An 18673-nucleotide genomic window follows, 5' to 3' on the forward strand; every position below is an offset into this window, starting at 1 on the left:
AGCCTGTCGGTAGGATCATCGCCTGCGACGCAGGCGCACCGAGACACTCGATCAGGACGGGGCTGGTACCGAGTTGAGCGTGGTAACCGTCAAGCGACCACCGCGTGCCTACCCGCCGGCGGTGCCGGGCGAGGAACTGCGGCTGGAGTCCCCGCCGGAGCTGCCGCGCGGCGGCGCCGGCCAGTGGTGGCAGTCGCTGCTGCCGATGCTGGCGACGGGCGGCTCGGCGGCGTTCTTCTTCATGCCCGGCACGCAGATGATCATGAAGGTCATGGGCGGGATGATGGTGGCCTCGACCGTGGCCATGGCCGTCGCGCAGCTCAACTCCTCCCGCAGGGGCGGCGGCGGCGATCTGGAGGACGAGCGCCGCGACTACCTCAAGTACCTGGCGCAGCTGCGCAAGCAGGTCCGGCGGACGGCGGCGCTGCAACGCGATGCGCAGCTGTACCTGCACCCGGCGCCGGACCAGCTGTGGTCGGTGGTGGCCGAGGGCAGCCGGCTGTGGGAGCGCCGCCCCGGGGACGCCGACTTCGGCCAGATCCGGCTCGGCACCGGGCCGCAGGCGCTGGCCACGCCGCTGACGGCGCCGCAGACCGCGCCCCGGGAGGAGCTGGAGCCGCTGGCGGCGGCCGCGATGAAGAACTTCCTGGCGGCCCACGGCACCCTGCCGGAGCTGCCGTTGGCCGTCTCGCTGCGGGCCTTCTACCACCTGACCGTCTCCGGCGACCCGGAGACCGTGTACGGCACGGTCCGCGCCGCCCTGGCCCAGCTGACCGCACTGCACTCGCCGGACGACCTGATGGTGGCCGTCGCCGCCGCGCCCGGAGCGGCCCCCGAGTGGGAGTGGGCCAAGTGGCTGCCGCACGTCCAGCACCCGACCGAGTCGGACGGCGCGGGCTCACTGCGGATGATCTGCCACTCGCTGGACGAGGTGGAGGGGCTGCTGGCGGACCAGCTCGGCGGGCGGGCCCGGTTCCACCGCGACGCCGCGCCCGTCCCGGACCAGCCGCACCTGGTGGTGGTGCTGGACGGGGCGCCGGTCGGCCCGGACTCGGTGCTGGCGAGCGGCGAGGGCCTGCAGGGCGTGACCGTCGTCGAGGTGGTGCCCGGCGAGCTGGACGAGCTGCGCGGCGGGCTGTCGGTGGTGGTCGGCCCGGAGCGGATGCGGCTGACCGCGGGCGGCGGCGGGGTGTACCGGGGCCGTCCGGACACCCTGAGCTCCTGGCAGGCCGAGGCGCTGGCACGGCAGTTGGCGCCGCTGCGGGCCTCGGCCGGGGACAGCGACGAGCCTCTGCTGGCCAATCTGGACTTCACCGATCTGATGGGCGTCGGCGACGCCGCCTCGGTGGACGTCGCCCGCACCTGGCGTCCCCGGGCGATGCATGAGCGGCTGCGGGTGCCGATCGGCCTGGGCGCGGGCGGCGAGCCGGTGATGCTGGACCTCAAGGAGGCCGCGCTGGAGGGCATGGGCCCGCACGGCCTGTGCGTGGGCGCGACCGGCTCCGGCAAGTCGGAGCTGCTGCGGACGCTGGTGCTGGGCCTGGCCATGACGCACTCCTCGGAGACGCTGAACTTCGTCCTGGCGGACTTCAAGGGCGGCGCGACCTTCGCCGGGATGGCGGACATGCCGCACACCTCCGCGGTGATCACCAACATGGCGGAGGAGCTGACCCTGGTCGACCGGATGCGCGACTCCATCACCGGCGAGCTGAACCGCCGCCAGGAGCTGCTGCGCGCGGCCGGGAACTACGCCAACATCCACGACTACGAGCGGGCCCGGGCGGCCGGCGCGCCGCTGGAGCCGCTGCCCTCGCTGCTGCTGATCATTGACGAGTTCAGCGAACTGCTCACCGCCAAGCCCGACTTCATCGAGATGTTCATCCAGATCGGCCGGATCGGCCGCTCCCTGGGGGTGCACCTGCTGCTGGCCTCGCAGCGGCTGGAGGAGGGGCGGCTGCGCGGCCTGGAGACGTACCTCTCGTACCGGATCGGCCTGCGGACCTTCTCCGCCGCCGAGTCGCGGGCCGCGCTGGGCGTGCCGGACGCGTACCACCTGCCGCCGGTGCCCGGCGTGGGCTACCTCAAGTTCGGCACCGACGTGATGGAGCAGTTCAAGGCGGCCTACGTGTCCGGGCCCTACCGGGCCGGGGCGCGGCCGCAGGACCAGGGGCGGTCCCGGCGGCAGCAGCCGGTGCTGTTCACCGGCGCGCCGGTGGCGCTGCCGCTGGTGCCGCTGCACGAGCTGGAGCCGCAGCAGCCGCGCCAGGACGACGCGCTGGCCGACACGGTGCTGGACGTGATCGTCGGCCGGCTGGAGGGGCAGGGCCCGCCCGCGCACCAGGTGTGGCTGCCGCCGCTGAGCGAGGCCCCGGCGCTGGACCAGCTGCTGCCGCCGCTGGCGGCCACCGCGGAGCGCGGGCTGGCGGCGGCGGAGTACCCGGCGGCGGGCCGGCTGGCGGTGCCGATCGGCCTGGTGGACAAGCCGTTCGAGCAGCGCCGGGACCTGATGTACCTGGACTTCTCCGGGGCGGCCGGGCACGGCATGGTCGTCGGCGGTCCGCGCTCGGGCAAGTCCACCCTGCTGCGGACCATGATCGGCTCGTTCGCGCTCACCCACACCGCGTCCGAGGTGCAGTTCTACTGCCTGGACTTCGGCGGCGGCGGGATGATGCAGCTGCAGGGCCTGCCGCATGTCGGCGGGGTGGCCGGGCGGCTGGACGCGGACAAGGTGCGGCGGATGGTGGCCGAGGTGTCCGGCCTGGTCACCCGGCGCGAGGAGCTGTTCCGGGCGCAGGGCATCGACTCCATCGCCACCTTCCGCACCCGCCGCCGGAGCGGGCTGCTACCGGACGAGCCGTACGGCGACGTCTTCCTGGTGGTCGACGGCTGGCTCACCTTCAAGCAGGAGTTCGAGCTGCTGGAGGCGGTGGTCACCGACGTGGCCCAGCGCGGCCTCGCCTACGGCGTGCACCTGGTGGTCGGCGCCTCGAGGTACGGGGAGATGCGGCCGGCGCTGAAGGACCTGCTGCAGACCCGGGTGGAGCTGAAGCTCGGCGACGCCATGGAGTCGGAGATCGACCGCAAGGTCGCCGTCAACGTCCCCGCCGGGGCGCCCGGGCGCGGGCTGACCGGCGACAAGCTGCACTTCCTGGCGGGTCTGCCGCGGATCGACGGCTCCAGCCAGGTCGAGGACCTGGCGGACGGCGTGACCGGCCTGGTCAGCGCGGTGAACGGGGCCTGGGCCGGGCCGCGCGCGCCGCAGGTGCGGATGCTGCCGGAGCTGCTGCCGGCCGAGCAGCTGCCCAAGGGCGGGGAGTACCCGGAGCACGGCATCGCCATCGGCGTGGACGAGTCCTCGCTGGCGCCGGTCTTCGTCGACTTCGACACCGATCCGCACTTCATCGTCTTCGGCGACGGGGAGACCGGGAAGACCGCGCTGCTGCGGCTGCTGCTCCAGCGGATCACCGAGCGCTACACCCCGGAGCAGGCCCGGATCGTCGTCGGCGACTACCGGCGCGCGCTGCTGGGCCAGGTCGCCACCCCGCACCTGCTGGAGTACGCGGCGGCGCAGCCCGCGCTGCTGTCCTTCCTGGGCGACATCCGGGGCTCGATGGAGCGCCGCATCCCGGGACCGGACGTCACGCAGGAGCAGCTGCGGGATCGCAGCTGGTGGTCGGGGGCGGAGCTGTTCCTGGTCGTCGACGACTACGACCTGGTGGCGACCTCCTCCGGCAATCCGCTGTCGCAGCTGCTGGAGGTGCTGCCGTTCGCCAAGGACATCGGGCTGCACCTGATCATCGCCCGCCGCTCCGGCGGGGCCGGCCGGGCGCTGTACGAGCCGGTGATGCAGCGGCTGAAGGAGCTGGGCGCGCAGGGCATCGTGCTGTCCGGCGAGCGGGACGAGGGCGTGCTGCTGGGCAATGTGAAGCCGCAGCGGATGCCGCCGGGCCGGGGTGTGCTGGTGACCCGCCGTCGGGGCACGTTCACGGTGCAGACCGGGTGGCTGCCGCCGCGCTGAGGGGGCCGGCACATTCTGTTGAGATCGTTATCCGGACGTGCACCGTCCGATCCGTAGCGGCCGTCGAGTGGTGGACCACTCGACGGCCTGCTGCGTCGGGGCCGGAACCGAGCCCGGCATCGGGCGGCATTGCATGGTCATCTTCGGGCGCGACCCATATATATGCAGGTTACAAGTAGTTCATGCAGACGAAACAAAGGCAGTCGAGCATATGGGGCAAAAAACCCATAGCGCTGATCGGCCATCAGATTCGTTGCGCTACCACATAACGGCAACGAAATCCGAAGCAAAAGGTGCCTTGACGTGTCGTTAACAGCGGGGGTTACATGACTCGCGGAGAGCGCCAGGTACGCAGCAGCCCACACCGACCGGAGGCGATACCGCTCTCCCGCTCAGAGCCCCACCGATCCGATCGGAACGCACATGACCGACACGCTGAGGCCCGCCGACGCGGTCCCCGTCGCCATCCCCTCCCCCCGGGGCGCCCGCCCCGAGACCGGCGCCGACGGCACGGAGCCGCAGAAGCTCAAGCGCTCCATCGGCGTCGTCGGCGGCACCCTGCTGACGCTGTCCTGCCTGACCCCGGCGTCCTCGCTGTTCGTCATCGTCCCCGGCTCGTTCGCGGTCCTCGGCACCGGCACCGCGCTGGCGCTGGCCATCGCCATGGTCATCTGCGTCGGCGTCGCCTTCTGCTACTCCGAGCTGGGCACCCTGGTCCCCAGCGCGGGCGGCGAGTACGCCATGGCCGGCAGCACCCTCGGCAAGGGCACCGGCTGGCTGGCCTTCATCCAGGCGCTGATCGTGGTCATGATCGTGCCGCCGATCATCGCCCTGGGCACTGCCCAGTACCTGGCGCCGGTCCTGCACGTCAACGCCGACATCGCCGGCGCGGCGGTGATGCTGCTGGCCACCGTCATGGGCCTGCTCGACCTGCGCGCCAACGCCTGGATCACCGGCATCTTCCTCTGTCTGGAGGTCATCGCCTCCGCGCTGGTCGCCGGGCTGGGCTTCGCCCACACCAGCCGCTCCGCCTCGGTGATGCTGCACCCGCAGCTCGTCGGCGACCACGGCCACCTGAACGTGGTCACCGCCGGGACGATGATCGCCGGGCTGGCCACCGCACTGTTCATCACCCAGGGCTTCTCCACCGCCGTCTACCTCGCCGAGGAGATGGAGCGCCCCAGCCGCACCGTGCCGCGCACCGTGCTGTGGACCCTGGGCATCGGCTCCGCCGTCATCCTGGTCCCCACCATCGCCATCACCCTGGGCGCACCCAGCATGTCCGCGCTGGACGCGGGCGACATCAGCGGCATGGTCAGCGCCTGGAGCAACTCGGCCGTCGGCACCTTCGTCAGCCTGTGCATCGCGCTGGCCATCATCAACGCCGCCATCGTCATGGTCATCCAGAACTCCCGGGTGCTGTACTCCTCCGCCCGCGACAAGGCGTGGCCCGAGCCGGTCAACCGGGCCTTCGTCGACCTGAGCAAGAAGTTCGGCTCCCCGTGGATCTCCACCCTCGCGGTCGGCGTCCCCGGCGCGGTGCTGTGCTTCGTGCCGGTCGACACCCTGACCAATGTCACCGGCGTGGCCGTCACGCTGCTGTACGGCTTCGTCGCCGTCGCCGCGCTGGCCTCCCGGCGCGGCGCGCACAAGGAGAACACCGCCGCCTGGCGGATGCCGCTGTGGCCCGCCATCCCGGTGGTGATCCTGGCCGTGCTGCTGTACGTGCTCAGCCAGCAGGCCGTCAGCGACCTGCTGATCACCGGCGGCATCACCGTCGCCTCGCTGCTGTACTGGGCCTTCTACCTGCGGCCCCGCCCGGACACCCGGTGGATCATCACCGTCCCCGAGGACGACCAGCAGCCGGCCTGACCGGCGCCGCAAGCGCCAGGACCCGCTCCCGCCAGGACCCGCAGCCGCACCGGCTGCGGGTCCTGGCGCTTCCCGGCCCGGCCTCAGCCCAGGGCGTCCGCGATGCGGGAGAGCGGTGCACCCGCCTGCCCGGAAGCGGGCGCGACCGTTCCTGGTTCCGCGCCCGGCGCCGCTGCCGCTGCCGCCGCCGGGCGGTGCAGGGCCAGGGTGTGGGCCGCGCCGAGCAGCACCTCCCGGTAGTCCGCCGCCCGTTCGGGCACGGCACAGGAGAGCTGGAGCAGGGCCAGCCGGTCATGGGCGGCGCAGGCCAGCGCGACCGTACCGGTCCACAGCGTCCCGGCCGTCCGCCGCTCCCACAGCAGCGCGGGCCCGGCCGGCAGCTCCAGCAGGCAGCCGCCCCCGGCCGAGGCGTCGGCGGCGACCCGGGCCAGCAGACCGGCCAGCACCGGCCCCGGCCCGGCCCCCAGCGGGCGGGCGGCCAGCGCCAGCACCGACGAGCGCAGCAGCCCGCCGTCCCGGTGCAGGCCCAGCGCGCAGAACAGCACCTGTTGCGCGCGGAGCAGCGCCACCGCCCGTTCGTAGCCGGCCAGGACGTCCACGGCCAGGCCCTCGGGCGCCGGCGGCAGCCCGGCCAGCAGCCCGCGCAGCGCGTCCCGCCCGGGCGGCGACGGGTCCGGCGGGTCCAGTCGCAGCGGGTGGAAGCCGTCGGGGAGGCCGCAGGCGATCGCCACCTCGGAGGCCATCAGCGCTCCCCCTCCCCGGGGTCGTCGTGCCGGGCCGTCTCGTGCCGGGCGGCGTCGTGCCGGGCGGCGTCGTCGTGCAGGGCGGAGGCCAGGCCGCCGCCGGCCATGGCCCGGCCGAGCAGGATGCGCCGACGGCGGGCGGCCAGGTCGTCGGCGGTCATCCCCGGCAGCGGGCGCACCGCCGCCTCGCCCCTGGCCTCGCGGCTGAGCACGGTGACGGTGTTGCGCAGGAACGACCCGGCCGCCGTCTCGACCGGGACGACGCGCCCGGCGGCGGTGGCCGCCCGCAGCGCCTTGACCGTGCCCGATCCGGCCCGGGCCAGCGCGCCGACGCCGGGCACCACCCCGGCGACGTCACCGCCGAGGGCGGCAGCCGCCCTGGCCGTGGCCAGCCCGGGCCGGGGCGGCCACAGCTCGGCCCACAGCCGGGGGTCGTGGACGTCCTTGTCCAGCTGGACCGTGCCGGTGGCGATGGCGATGCCCGCGAGCAGCGGGGTGAGCGGGCTGGGAAAGAGCGCCAGGAAGCCGCTGGCGGCGCTGATCGCGCCGATGTGGTCGTAGAGCACGGCCCCGGCGTCGGCCGCGCCGCCGCAGAGCCCGTCCAGCAGCCGGTCCAGCAGGTCCGGGGGCTGCGGGGCGGTGCCCGCCCAGTCGCCGCGCAGCCGCTCGGCGATCCGGGCGGCCTCGGCCGCGTGCGCCTGCTCCAGCTCCCGGGCCTCCCCCTGCAGCCGCTGGATCTCGTCCTCGGCCCGGGTGGCCGCGTCGGCGGCGGCCAGCAAGGCAGCGGCCGCCGGTCCCGGGCGGGGGTGCGGCAGGCAGGGCGCGGCGGCCTCGGCGGCGACGGCTTCGGCGGACCGGGCGGCGGCGGTGCGCGCGGCGGCCCGGGCGTCCAGGAGCTCGGCGTCCAGCCGCCGGGCGTGGGACTGGTGGCCGAGCAGGTCGGCGTGCCAGACGTCCAGCTGGTCGGCGGCGTGCCGGAGCGAGTCATGCGCTTCGGCGAGGCGTCCGGCGAGGCCGCCGCCCAGGTGGGCGCGGAACGCGGCAGCAGCCGCGCCCTGCCACTGCGGGCCGTCCTCGGCGGCGATCCGCTCGACCAGGGCCCGGGCGTCGCCGAGCCGTCCGGCGGCTGCCGCCAGCTGGCCGCGCAGCGCGGCCACGGCGTCCGGATCGCCCGGCGCGGGGTCGAAGCCGATCCCCGGATACCGGTCGGCGCTCACCGGTCGGCGCCGGGCACCGGGACGGGCAGCCCGCCGGCGGCGGCGAGCGCCGCGGCGACGCCGCGCTCCGCCTCGGCGTAGTCGGCGCCGACCGTGCGGACGCCGTCGGCGACCTCGCCGACCTGCCGCTGGATCTCCTTCAGCCCGTAGCGCCAGTGCTGTTGGAAGTCGTCGCAGGCGCGGTCGAGGCCGCTGGTGCCGATGCTCGCCGCGGTGGTCGCGCGCAGCGCGTCGAGCGCTTCCTGCAGCGAGTGCCCGGCCCGGGTCAGGGTGCCGGCGAGGGCGTCGAGCGCCTCCAGGTCGGCCCGGAAGAGGGGGTGCGTCACGGGGGTCTCCGTGGGTTCTCTGTCGGGAGGCGCGAACGGCCTCAGGCGGTGGGACGGCGGCGGGCATCGCGCAGGACTATCGCGGTGCCGGCCGTGAGCGCCACCGCAAGGGCGCCCAGACAGAGGATGTAGACGGCGGTGCGCTGCTCGCGGGCGGCCTCGGTCTCGCCGAGCCCGAGCGGGCGCGGCTGCACCGAGGCGGCGAGCGCCGTCGTCCGGTCGGGGACGGCCGAGGAGGCCGGCGGGGCGGTGTCGGAGACGGCGGCGACCGGGTCGACGACTCCCCACCCGATGAAGGCGTTGCGGCCCGGGTCGGTGCGCTGCGCGGTCTGCTCGATCCGCGCGATGATCTGCGCCGCCGTCCAGCCCGGGTGCAGCTGCTTGAGCAGTGCGGCGACGGCCGCGGCGTACGGGGCGGCGAAGCTGGTGCCGCTGTCGACGCACTGGCCGCCGCCGGGCACGGTGGAGACCATGTCCACCCCGGGTGCGGCGACGTCGACGGAGCTGCCGGTCTCGGAGAAGTCCGAGTCGCGCTCGTCGTTGCGGTCGGAGGCACCGACGCCGAGGACGCCGGGCAGCGAGGCCGGGTAGGTCGGCACGGACAGGCCCTCGTTCCCGGCCGCGGCGACCACCACCACGTTGTGACTGACGGCCCTGGCGACGGCGCGGGCCAGATCGCTGTCGGGCGCGACCGCGACCGGCCTGCCGTTGGAGGTGACGTCCTGGGAGATGTTGATGACCCCGGCCCCTGCGTCGACGGCGGCGTCCACGGCCTCGGCGAGGGTGCGCGGCGTGCCGTCGCCCTGGGCGTCGTTCTGGCGCAGCGAGAGGATGGTGGCGGCCGGGGCGAGCCCGACGAAGCCGGTGGCGGCGGAGGGCCGGGCGGCGATGATCCCGGCAACCATGGTGCCGTGGCCGTCCGGGTCGGTCAGCGAACCGCCGCTCTGGCCGCCGAGGAAGTCGTGCCCGGCCAGGACCGCGCCGCGGAGCTGCGGATTGGTGTCGCTGACGCCGGTGTCGATCACGGCGACGGTGACGCCCTTGCCGGTGGCGAGGTGCCACAGCTGCGGCAGCAGCACCCGTTGCAGCGCCCACGGGTTGCCGCTGATGTTCGCGGCGGGGAAGGTGCACTGGCCGCTGGAGTCGAGCGACGCCCGCGCGGCGGCAGGCGCGGGCGCGGCGGTGCCGAGCGCCAGAACGGCGAGGACCGACGCCAGGGCGGGGCCCCTGCTGCGGTGGTGCCTGGTCACTGGCGCTTCGTCCCCCGGGGTTCGACCTGTGGCTGCGGCGGCCGTGCGCCGCCTATTCCGTGCGCCGCCGGGTGCGCTCGGCGCGGACCCGGCGGCACACGGACGGGTGGGGCGTCAGCCCCAGATGCCCGCGTTCTTGTTCTCGGTCGCCTGGTAGTTCTCGGCGGCCGTCTCCAGCGCACTGGCGATCTGCCCCAGCACGGCGTGCAGGTCGGCGGCGGTGCGGTCCCACTCGGCCTGGCGGGCCTGGTAGCTCTGCTGGGCCGTGCCCTCCCAGGACTGGGCGACCTTGGCGACGTGCGCGCGCAGGTCGTCCAGCTGGGTCTGGACGTTGCCCGCGGTGGTGCGGACCGAGCTGGCGGCGTCGGTGATCGAGCCGAAGGTGACCTTGATGGGCGTAGACATGGAATCTCCTCTGATCAGATGGCGTAAGCGAGTTGACCGACCGTCATCCGAGGGCGGCGGTGATCTTGCTCATCGCGCTGCTCTGGTCGCCCTCGGTGCTGGTGTACTGCGCGGTGGTCGCGTCGATCGCGTCCTTGATCTCACCGAGCACGGTGTTGAGCTTCGCCGCGTCCGCGTTCCAGCGGCCCTGGAGCGTCTGGTACGCGATGGCCGCGTCACCGCTCCAGCCCGAGGCGACCGTGCTGACGATCCCCTCCAGCCGGCTCAGCTCCTGCTGGATCTGCTGGTTGACATCGGCGATGTGAGCCGAGAAGGCCCTCATGTCATCTGCGCTGGTTGTGAACTGACCCGACATATGCATCGTCCCCCATGAGACAGACCAACGAGACCGGGCGCCCGGTCACGCCCCACCCGGCCGACACCACAGCGGTGATGTCCCAGAGCACTCTAGCCGCCGACCGGAACCGGCCCAACAGGGTAGTCGGCCCCGCTCCCGCCCCCGGAGCACCGGGAATCAGGAACCCTGCTCCTGCGCGGCGGCGGCCGAGTTGAGGTTCGGGCCGGAGGACAGCAGGCTCGACCACGCCAGCGGGACCGGGCTGGGGACCACGCCGGAGTAACCCAGCCGGGCCTGCGCGTCGTTGACGGACTGCTGGCCGTCCGTGTCGCTGCCGTCCGTGTCACTGCCGCCGTCGGCGCTCGGGCTCGGGGCGGGCTGAGCGCCGGCGGCGCTGCTGTCGCCGTTCATCTGCACCGGGTAGCGCAGGCCGGTGTCGGTCAGCAGGTCCACCGAGCCGGTGTCGGGGCTGGTCCCGGTGATCTGCCGGTAGAGCAGCCCGGTGCCCGGCGTCACGTACACGCTGGCCGTGCCCGAGCTGCTGTCGACCGGGTAGGACCGCCCGGCCCACAGGCCCAGGCCGGGCACGCCCGAGGCGGACATCGTGCCCGAGTACACCGAGCAGGCCACGGTGGTGCCGTCGCCGGAGGTCGCCGAGTTCGTCTGCGTGACGGACTGCTGCGGCCAGTCCTTGCCTCCCTCGAAGGGGGGACTGTCGTTGGCGCCGGGCACGGCGGTGGCCGCGACCGTGCCGCCGTCCCGGCCCGACATCGCCGCCAGCAGCTGGTCGGTGAAGTCGGAGACCCGGTGGATGCCGTCCTCCAGCACCACGTAGTGCAGCACCTGGCCGCTGTCCGCACGCACCTGGAAGGTCTCGCCGACGGTGGTGGAAGCGCCGTCGATCCGGGTGTCCGCCGCGTGCCCGTAGCCGGGCATGTCCGCGCGGGGGAAGGCGATCGGGTCGCCGCCGCGCAGGGTGGCCAGCCAGGCGCTGCTGACCTGCTGCGGCGCGCCGATGGTCGCCCCGAACGCGGCGGTGGCCAGCAGCAGTTGCTGCCGGCTCTGCCCACCCCGGCCGGTACGGTCGCCGTTGGAGCCGTTGGAGCCGTTGGAGCCACCGGAGTTGTCGGAGCCGCCCGCGTCCAGGACGTGGGTGGTGCCGGTGGAGTCGACCAGGTAGGTCGTGCCGTCCGGGCCCTGGACGTACAGCGCGTGCCGGGCGTCCAGGGTTCCACCGCCGGAGACCGCGTGCGCGTCCGCGCCGCCGAGCACGAACAGCTTCTGGTCGGTGCCGCCCTGGCCGTCGCTGGCCGGGCGGTCGCAGTAGGCCCAGGTCTTGGCCGCGCCCGCGTCCTTGGCCGTCGGCAGACTGTCCGGCGCGTACGGTATGCCGACCAGCGCGCCGTGCGGCACCGTGCCGGAGTCCAGCACCGAGTCGTCCACGGTCACCACCGTCGAGCCCGCCCCCAGCAGCAGCCGCGCGGAGGCGATGTTCAGCACCGGGTGCAGCACGCCGCCCAGCACCACGTAGCGGGTGGTCGACTGCTTGCCGACGATCACCGCGTTGGCCTTCTGCCAGTTCAGCGGCGCGGACGGCTTGATCATGCCGTACGCGCCGAAACCGGCCACCGCCAGCGCCCCGGCCACCACGCTCGGCACGATCGCCCGCAGCGCCCGGGGCGCGTCCTCCTCGTTGCCGCCGCTCGACGGCTGAAGGAACGCGGCAACCGTCCGCCGCCGCGAGAACGTGTAGGCGTTCAGCTCGTTGCGGCGCGATGCCATGCCAGTCCCCATCCCCGTCTGCCGATGCCGTCTGCGGACGGCCGTTGCCCCAACGACCGCGCGCGAACGCTACGTACCGTACGGGTACGGTAAGGCCGTCAGCCAACCGGCTGCCGGTTTCCGCACGCGCGCCCGACCAGAGAGGTTGACCCGGGGGATGCCCAAGCAAGCCGCCGCACTGCGACCGCCGCGCCCCGGCGGAGCGCCGCACCCGCAGCCCCCCGGCCGGGCGGCGGCCGGGCCGGACGCGGCGGGCCCCGCCCGCGCCCACACCCCGGCGCGGCCCTCGGCCCCGGCCCCGGTGACGGTGGCGGCGCGGCCCCGGCCGGGCCGGCTCGGGCCGCTGCGGCTGCCGCAGGTGGTGCTGGTGGAGCTGGCCGCGGCTCTGGTGCTGATCGGCCTGGCCGGGGACCGGATCGCGCTGGCCGTCTGCGGCGTGGCCGCGGCGGTGCTGGTGGTCGTCGCGGTGGTGCGGCTGCGCGGCCTCTCGCTGGCGGAGCAGGTGCGGGTGCGCGCCGCCTTCCGCGAGCGCCGACAGCGCTCGGCCGCCAACCCGCCCGATCCGCAGGCAGATCCGGCGCTGACGCCGGTGCTGGAGTGCGAGCCCGCGCTGCGGACCGTGCAGCACACCCTGGACACCGACGGCGGCCACGCCTCGGCCCGGGGCGAGCGCCGCGAGATCGGCATGGTCGGCGACGGCACCTTCCTCACCGCGGTGCTCCAGGTCGAGGCCAGAGACACCCCGCTGCGCCCCGCGCGGGCCCTCGGCCTGCTGCCGCTGGACCTGCTCGGCGCCGGGCTGCGGGTGGACGACATCGTCCTGGACGCGATCCAGGTGGTGCAGTACACCCAGCCCGCGCCCGCGCCGCACCTGCCGGAGCAGTCGCTGGCCGCGCGCGGCTATCGGGAGCTGCCGGCCGGTGCCAGCACCCCCGGGCTGCGGCTGACCTGGGTCACCGTCCGGCTCGATCCGGAGCTGTGCCGCAGCGCGGTCGCCGCGCGCGGCGGCGGCGAGCAGGGCGCGCGCAAGGCCCTGCAACGCGCCGCCGACCAGCTGGCCGGACGCCTGGACGGGGCCGGGCTGCGGGCCACCGTCCTGGACGCGGCCGGCGCGGTCGCCGCCGTGGCCACCGCCACCTGCGCCAACCCGCTGGCCACCGGCGGCACCGGCCGCCCCGGCCGGCGCACCGCCGAGACCGTCCGAGCCTGGCGCTGCGACGACCGCTGGCACACCACGTACTGGATCAGCCAGTGGCCCCGGCTCACCCCCGACGCCGGTCCGGCCGCCGCGGGCGGGCGCGGCTCGTCCGGCCCGGTGGCCGCGCCCGACCTGATCGGCCTGCTCACCGGCACCACCGCCCTGGGCAGCACCTTCAGCCTGACGCTGCGTCAAGCCATGGGCGGTGCGGTCGCATTGACCGGGCACGTCCGGGTAACCGCCCGTGGACAGGATGAACTGGAGCAGTCAGCAAGGCAGTTGGAGACCCGGGCGCGCAGCGCGGGTGCGGCGCTGGTGCGGCTGGACCGCGAGCAGGTGCCCGGCCTGCTCGCCACCCTGCCGCTGGGAGGGACACGCTGATGGGAGCACTGGCGGCATTCGGACTGCGCGGTCCGCGACGCGAACAGCACCTCCTCACCCAGGAGGGCCTGGCGGCGATGGCCCTGCCGGTCGGCGACGACGGCGTGGTCATCGGCGAGGACGGCCAGGGCGCCCCGGCGGTGCTCGGCCTGTTCCGGCCCCGCGCCTACGAGGTGGTGCTGGTCGGCGGCATCTGGACGGCGCAGCTGATCGCGCTGCGCGCCGCCGCCACCGGCGCACGGGTCGTGGTCGAGAGCGGACGCGGCCAGAACTGGACGCCGGTCGCGCAGGCGGCGGGCGGCGGCCAGCCGTGCGTGACGGTGCATCCGGTCGGCCGGATCGGGCCGCAGGGCGCGTCGGTGACCGCGCCGGTGCTGGTCATCCGGGACTGCGGCTCGCGCCCGGCCCGCAGCCGGCTCTCGCCCGGCCCCTGGCAGACCACGCTGACCCTGCTGCCGTTCCTCAGCCCGGAGTCGGACCGGCTGCTGGCCGCCGCCGACGTCGTCGGCGTGCAGCGGGTGCAGCCGCAGGAGGCGGCGCTGGTCGCCACGGTGCTGGAGCTGCCCGCCCCGGAGACCGCCGCCCTGTCCAGCCTCGGCGACGGCGTGACGCTCTGGAGCAACCGCCGCACCCGGATGTTCGTCCGCGGCGGCCCGACGGCAGCCGAGGCCCACGTGCTGGGACAGGCCCGCCGAGTCGACTGATCAATTCCGAAGGGGGTGGCGGGGGTGAGCAGTTCCTTGACTACCCTGGTGGACGACGGAGGCGAACGAGAGGGACGAGCAGTGACGAACGATCGCGAAGGCGTCCACGCCGGCGACCCCACGCCGGACGAGGGCGAGGAGTGGTCGGACGCTCCTGACTACACGCCTCCGGCGTGGTATCTCCAGAACGCGGAGCAGGTCGGTCCGCCCGAGCCTGCCCAACCGCCCGCAGCCAACCCGGGCCCGGCACCGGCCCCGGCACAGCCGCAGGCCCCGACCCCGGCTCCGTACGCCCCGGTCCCGGCGCCTGCTCCCGCAACCGCTCCGGCCGGGGATCCCGACCCGCACGCGCAGAACCCGTTCCCGGCGCCCTTCCCGGCGCCCCAGCCGGCCTTCCCCGGCCCCTTCGCCGCTGCGGCGCCGGTACCGGCGCCCGCCCCAACACCCGTACCGGCAACCGCACCTGCGCCCGCGCCCGTGGCGGCCCCGGCGGCGACCGGCGGACCGGACGCTCCGTCAGCCGCGCCCGCCCCGGCGCCCGCGTTCCCCCGCCGCCACTGCCGCCGCTGCCCCCGCGCGAGCCGGAGGCCGCAGCACCGGCCGAGCCGGTACCGGCGCCCGCGCCCGCGCCCGCCGCCGAGGGCACCGCGCCGTCGGCCGCCGAGGCCGGGCCTTTGCCGCAGCCCGCACCGCAGGCACCGTCCCAGCCGTCCCAGCCGTCGCACCCGGCCCAGCCCGCTCCGGCCGCCGACGCCCCGCCGCAGCCCGAGGCCCCGGCGTCGCCGTGGGGCGCGCCGCAGCCGCAGTCCGGGCCGCCGCCCTTCCAACCGCCGCAGTACCAGCCGCCGCAGCAACCGCAGTACCAGCAGATCCCGGAGCCGCAGCAGCCGTGGGCGCAGGGCGGCCACCCGCAGCCGGGCCCGCCCGACGCCGCCGGACAGGAGGACTGGCCGCTGCCGCCCCCGGTCGCACCCGGTCCCGCCCAGCCCCAGCCGTACGCCCCGCTGCCGCCGATGCCCCCGCAGCCGCAGCCTCCGCAGCAGGGCCCGGGCCCGGCGCAGGGCTGGCCGCAACCGCCGTACCAGGCACCGCAGTCCGGGCCGGTCAGCGGGGCGCCGCTGGGCTACACGGCCGCGGTCGAGCTGTCCTCGGACCGGTTGCTGCGGCACCATCCCGAGGAGCGCCGGGGCGTCAGCAGCCGGTTCCGCTTCGGCGGCAAGGCGGCGGAGGAGGAGCGTCGGCAGAAGCTGGCGGTGATCCGGACGCCGGTGCTCAGCTCGTACAAGATCGCCGTGATCAGCCTCAAGGGCGGCGTCGGCAAGACCACCACCACCATGGCGCTGGGCGCGACGCTGGCCACCGAGCGCCAGGACAAGGTCATCGCCGTCGACGCCAACCCGGACGCCGGGACGCTCGGCCGCCGCGTCCGCCGCGAGACCGGCGCCACCATCCGCGACCTGGTGACGGCGATCCCGTACCTGAACAGCTACATGGACATGCGCCGGTTCACCTCGCAGGCCCCCAGCGGTCTGGAGATCCTGGCCAACGACGTGGACCCGGCCGTCTCCACCACCTTCAACGACGCCGACTACCGCCAGGTCATCGACTTCCTCGGACGGCAGTACCCGATCGTCCTGACCGACTCGGGCACCGGGCTGCTCTACAGCGCCATGCGCGGCGTGCTGGAGCTGGCGGACCAGCTGATCGTGGTGTCCACACCCAGCGTGGACGGCGCGAGCAGCGCCAGCACCACCCTCGACTGGCTGTCGGCGAACGGCTACGCCGATCTGGTGCAGCGCAGCCTGACCGTGGTGTCCGGGGTGCGCGAGACCGCGAAGATGATCCGGATCGAGGACATCGTCGCGCACTTCCAGACCCGCTGCCGGGGCGTGGTGGTCGTCCCCTTCGACGAGCACCTGGCAGCCGGGGCCGAGGTGGACCTGGCCCGGATGAAGGCCAAGACCCGCGAGGCGTACTTCGACCTCGCGGCACTGGTCGCCTCGGACTTCCCGAGGACGCAGCCGCCGCAGTGGGGCGCGCAGCCGGGCTTCGGCCAGCAGCCCCCGTCGGCCCCGCAGCCGCCGCAGCAGTAGGCCCCACCTCTCACCGACCGACCCGCAGCGGGCTCAACAGCCGCTGCGGGTCGGTCTTTTCACGCCGCCCGGGTCAGCCCTGCCCGGGGGGCTACTCCTGCGGCGGCGCGGGGCGGCCGTGGACGCGCAGGGCCAGGCCGTCGAGGAAGACGTCCAGGCCGTAGCGGAACCGCTCGCCCGGGTCGGCCGCGACCACCGCCCGCAGCGCCGTGGCGAAGTCCGGCGAGACGGTGTCGTCGGACCTGCCCAGCCGGCTCGGCCAGTCGTCGTGCACCGGCAGCCGCGCCTGCGCCTGCTCCTCGATGGTGTGGCCGAGGACGTAGTAGAACAGCGCGAAGGTGATCCACCCGGCCTCGTCGGCCGGCAGCCCGGCCGTGCAGAGGACGTCGACCACGGCCGCGCCCACGCCGAGGGTGGTGCCCCCGGTCACATAGGTGCCGGCGACGACCCGGGCCCCGTCGCGGCGGGCCAGCAGCGCGGCGCGCAGCCGCTGCCCGAGCGTGCGGACCTGCTCCTGCCAGGGGCCGGGCGGCAGCGGCGCACCGACGCCCTCGAGCAGTTGGTCGGCCATCGCGTCGAGCAGGGCCTCCTTGTTGGCGAAGTGCCGGTACAGCCCGCCGGCCTGGACGTTCAGGGCCGCGCCGAGTTTGCGCATGGTGAGCCCGTCGAGCCCTTCGGCGTCGAGCAGTTCCAGTGCCCCGCGCAGGACGTCCGCGCGTCGCAGCAGCATCGGGCCACCTCTCTCCGCGCCGTGGGCCGGCGCCGTCGACAGCTGCCATTGACAGCAGGGACGACCCTACCTAATGTGAACGCCGTTCACTGTGAACAACGTTCACCGTGAACGATGTTTCCACATCCGTGCGCCCAGCAGAAGCCCAGCAGAAGGAGCCCGCCCCGATGTCCCAGCCCCGCACCACCGCACCACCGGCCTCCGCCTCCGCCGCCGCTCCCCCCGCCGTCCTTCGCCCGGGCGTGCCCGTCGGCGTCGTCGTGGCCATCGCCTGCTTGGCCCAGTTCATGGTCGTCCTGGACTCCACGATCGTGACCGTGGCGCTGCCCGCCATGCGCGCCGGGCTGCGGCTGTCCGCCGACACGCAGCAGTGGGTCGTCAACGGCTACCTGATCGCCCTCGGCGGGCTGCTGATGGTCGCCGCCCGCGCCGGGGACCTGTTCGGCCGCAAGCGGATCTTCCAGGTCGGCCTGGTCGTCTTCACCGGGGCCGCCCTGGTCGGCGGCCTGGCCGACAGCGCGACCGTGCTGCTGGCCGCCCGGATCGTCCAGGGGGCCGGGGCGGCCGCGCTCGCGCCCACCAGCCTCAGCCTGATCACCGCCGGGCACCCCGACCCGGTCCGGCGCGGCAAGGCGCTGGCCCTGTGGAGCATGATGGGCGGCGCGGCCGGCTGCGTCGGCGTCGTCCTCGGCGGCGTCCTCACCGCCGAGCTGAACTGGCGCTGGGTGTTCTTCGTCAACCTGCCCATCGGCGTCGCGCTGCTCGCCGTCAGCGCCACCGCGCTGCTGTCCGCGCCCACCGGCGGCCGCCGGACCGGCATCGACCTGCCCGGCGCGCTCGCCGTCACCCTCGGCACCGGGGCGCTGAGCTACGGCATCTCCCAGGCCGACGCGCACGGCTGGGGGTCGGTGACGGTCCTGGCGCCGCTGGCGGCCGCGGCCGTGCTGATCGCCGCGTTCGCCGCCGTCGAGTTGCGCAGCGCCCAGCCGCTGGTGCCGCCGCTGCTCGTCCGGCAGCGCAACCTGGTGATCGGCAACGCGGTCATGGCCTGCCTGGGCGTCACCATGACCGGCGCCCTGTACTTCCTCTCGCTCTACCTGCAGCAGGTGCTGCACTACAGCGCGCTGCGGACGGGCCTGGCCATGCTGCCGATGACGGCCGTGCTGGTCGCGGGCGGCCTGGCCTCGCGCAGCCTGGTCCCGCTGGTCGGACCGCGCAGGCTGCTGCTCGGCGGCTCGCTGACCGCCGCCGCCGGACTGGCCTGGCTCTCCCGGCTGCCCGCGCACCCCGCGTACGCCGGGCATCTGCTCGGGGCGACGCTGGTCATCGGCGCGGGCGTGAGCCTGATGCTGCTGCCGACGACCGCCCTGGCCACGGCCGGGGTCGACCCCCGGGACGCCGGAGCCGCCTCCGGCCTGCTCAACACCGCCCGGCAGATCGGCGGCGCGACCGGGCTCGCCGTCCTGGTCACCGTCGCCAGTACAGCCGCGCGCGGCCACAGCACCCTGGACGGCTACCGGGCCGCCCTGCTCGCCAACGCCGCCGTCATCCTGCTCGCGGGCCTGGCCTCGCTCGGCCTGCGCGCCCGTCCCCGTCCGGGCGGGGACGCATAAACGT

General features: G+C 74.9%; 14 protein-coding genes. 6 read left to right on the top strand and 8 right to left on the bottom strand.

Translation table 11 applies throughout. The annotated features are described in order from the left end of the window. Positions 1-73: 73 nt before the first annotated feature. Both eccCa and GXW83_RS26960 read left to right on the top strand, forming a co-directional pair. On the top strand, positions 74-4018 hold the full coding sequence (eccCa, locus tag GXW83_RS26955) for a type VII secretion protein EccCa (protein WP_182445656.1): 3945 nt from the start codon (positions 74-76) through the stop codon (positions 4016-4018). Between the two features lie 423 nt (positions 4019-4441). Continuing rightward, on the top strand, positions 4442-5890 hold the full coding sequence (locus GXW83_RS26960; RefSeq protein WP_182445657.1) for an APC family permease: 1449 nt from the start codon (positions 4442-4444) through the stop codon (positions 5888-5890). Positions 5891-5973: 83 nt separating this feature from the next. On the opposite strand, the gene GXW83_RS26965 is transcribed toward GXW83_RS26960, so the two are convergent. From GXW83_RS26965 to eccB, 7 genes are all read right to left on the bottom strand, one after another. Next, on the bottom strand, positions 5974-6633 hold the full coding sequence (locus GXW83_RS26965) for a hypothetical protein (RefSeq protein WP_182445658.1): 660 nt from the start codon (positions 6631-6633) through the stop codon (positions 5974-5976). Next, complete coding sequence (locus tag GXW83_RS26970; protein ID WP_182445659.1) at positions 6633-7850, bottom strand: hypothetical protein; 1218 nt, start codon at positions 7848-7850, stop codon at positions 6633-6635. Before GXW83_RS26970 ends, GXW83_RS26965 begins: the two co-directional genes overlap by 1 nt. Further along, on the bottom strand, positions 7847-8176 hold the full coding sequence (locus GXW83_RS26975; protein WP_182445660.1) for a hypothetical protein: 330 nt from the start codon (positions 8174-8176) through the stop codon (positions 7847-7849). The genes GXW83_RS26970 and GXW83_RS26975 overlap by 4 nt, the downstream gene beginning before the upstream one ends. Positions 8177-8217: 41 nt before the next feature. Then, positions 8218-9426: a type VII secretion-associated serine protease mycosin gene (mycP, locus tag GXW83_RS26980; protein ID WP_182445661.1), complete on the bottom strand. Its 1209-nt coding sequence runs from the start codon at positions 9424-9426 to the stop codon at positions 8218-8220. A gap of 114 nt (positions 9427-9540) precedes the next feature. After that, positions 9541-9831 (bottom strand): WXG100 family type VII secretion target, encoded by a 291-nt coding sequence (locus GXW83_RS26985; protein ID WP_182445662.1) that lies wholly within the window; start codon positions 9829-9831, stop codon positions 9541-9543. A gap of 43 nt (positions 9832-9874) precedes the next feature. Further along, complete coding sequence (locus GXW83_RS26990) at positions 9875-10192, bottom strand: WXG100 family type VII secretion target (RefSeq protein ID WP_370466778.1); 318 nt, start codon at positions 10190-10192, stop codon at positions 9875-9877. A 153-nt stretch (positions 10193-10345) separates the two neighbouring features. After that, positions 10346-11950 carry a type VII secretion protein EccB gene (gene eccB / locus GXW83_RS26995; protein WP_182445664.1) on the bottom strand — a complete coding sequence of 535 codons (1605 nt, stop codon included), beginning with the start codon at positions 11948-11950 and terminating at the stop codon, positions 10346-10348. 157 nt (positions 11951-12107) lie between these two features. Between eccB and eccE the strand changes: the two genes are divergently transcribed. From eccE to GXW83_RS27010, 3 genes are all read left to right on the top strand, one after another. After that, complete coding sequence (gene eccE, locus GXW83_RS27000) at positions 12108-13529, top strand: type VII secretion protein EccE (RefSeq protein ID WP_182445665.1); 1422 nt, start codon at positions 12108-12110, stop codon at positions 13527-13529. Further along, on the top strand, positions 13529-14233 hold the full coding sequence (locus tag GXW83_RS27005) for a hypothetical protein (RefSeq protein ID WP_182445666.1): 705 nt from the start codon (positions 13529-13531) through the stop codon (positions 14231-14233). The genes eccE and GXW83_RS27005 overlap by 1 nt, the downstream gene beginning before the upstream one ends. Positions 14234-14907: 674 nt before the next feature. Then, on the top strand, positions 14908-16326 hold the full coding sequence (locus GXW83_RS27010) for a MinD/ParA family protein (protein WP_225447277.1): 1419 nt from the start codon (positions 14908-14910) through the stop codon (positions 16324-16326). Positions 16327-16417: 91 nt separating this feature from the next. Here the strand turns inward: GXW83_RS27010 and GXW83_RS27015 are convergent, their stop codons facing one another. Then, entirely contained in the window at positions 16418-17056 is a 639-nt protein-coding gene (locus GXW83_RS27015) for a TetR/AcrR family transcriptional regulator C-terminal domain-containing protein (RefSeq protein WP_182445667.1), read from the bottom strand. Between the two features lie 167 nt (positions 17057-17223). Here GXW83_RS27015 and GXW83_RS27020 point away from each other — a divergent pair, with 167 nt between their 5' ends. Beyond that, positions 17224-18669: an MFS transporter gene (locus tag GXW83_RS27020; RefSeq protein ID WP_182445668.1), complete on the top strand. Its 1446-nt coding sequence runs from the start codon at positions 17224-17226 to the stop codon at positions 18667-18669. Positions 18670-18673 lie beyond the last annotated feature (4 nt).

Source organism: Streptacidiphilus sp. PB12-B1b, assembly GCF_014084125.1.
Lineage (GTDB): Bacteria > Actinomycetota > Actinomycetes > Streptomycetales > Streptomycetaceae > Streptacidiphilus.

What these genes read in the sequence shown, in the direction of transcription:
- eccB (WP_182445664.1), bottom strand. Translation starts at nt 11,950, where the DNA reads ATGGCATCGCGCCGCAACGAGCTGAACGCCTACACGTTCTCGCGGCGG.
- GXW83_RS26960 (WP_182445657.1), top strand. Translation starts at nt 4,442, where the DNA reads ATGACCGACACGCTGAGGCCCGCCGACGCGGTCCCCGTCGCCATCCCC.
- GXW83_RS26985 (WP_182445662.1), bottom strand. Translation starts at nt 9,831, where the DNA reads ATGTCTACGCCCATCAAGGTCACCTTCGGCTCGATCACCGACGCCGCC.
- GXW83_RS27020 (WP_182445668.1), top strand. Translation starts at nt 17,224, where the DNA reads ATGTCCCAGCCCCGCACCACCGCACCACCGGCCTCCGCCTCCGCCGCC.
- GXW83_RS26965 (WP_182445658.1), bottom strand. Translation starts at nt 6,633, where the DNA reads ATGGCCTCCGAGGTGGCGATCGCCTGCGGCCTCCCCGACGGCTTCCAC.
- eccE (WP_182445665.1), top strand. Translation starts at nt 12,108, where the DNA reads ATGCCCAAGCAAGCCGCCGCACTGCGACCGCCGCGCCCCGGCGGAGCG.
- GXW83_RS26990 (WP_370466778.1), bottom strand. Translation starts at nt 10,192, where the DNA reads ATGCATATGTCGGGTCAGTTCACAACCAGCGCAGATGACATGAGGGCC.
- GXW83_RS27005 (WP_182445666.1), top strand. Translation starts at nt 13,529, where the DNA reads ATGGGAGCACTGGCGGCATTCGGACTGCGCGGTCCGCGACGCGAACAG.
- GXW83_RS27015 (WP_182445667.1), bottom strand. Translation starts at nt 17,056, where the DNA reads ATGCTGCTGCGACGCGCGGACGTCCTGCGCGGGGCACTGGAACTGCTC.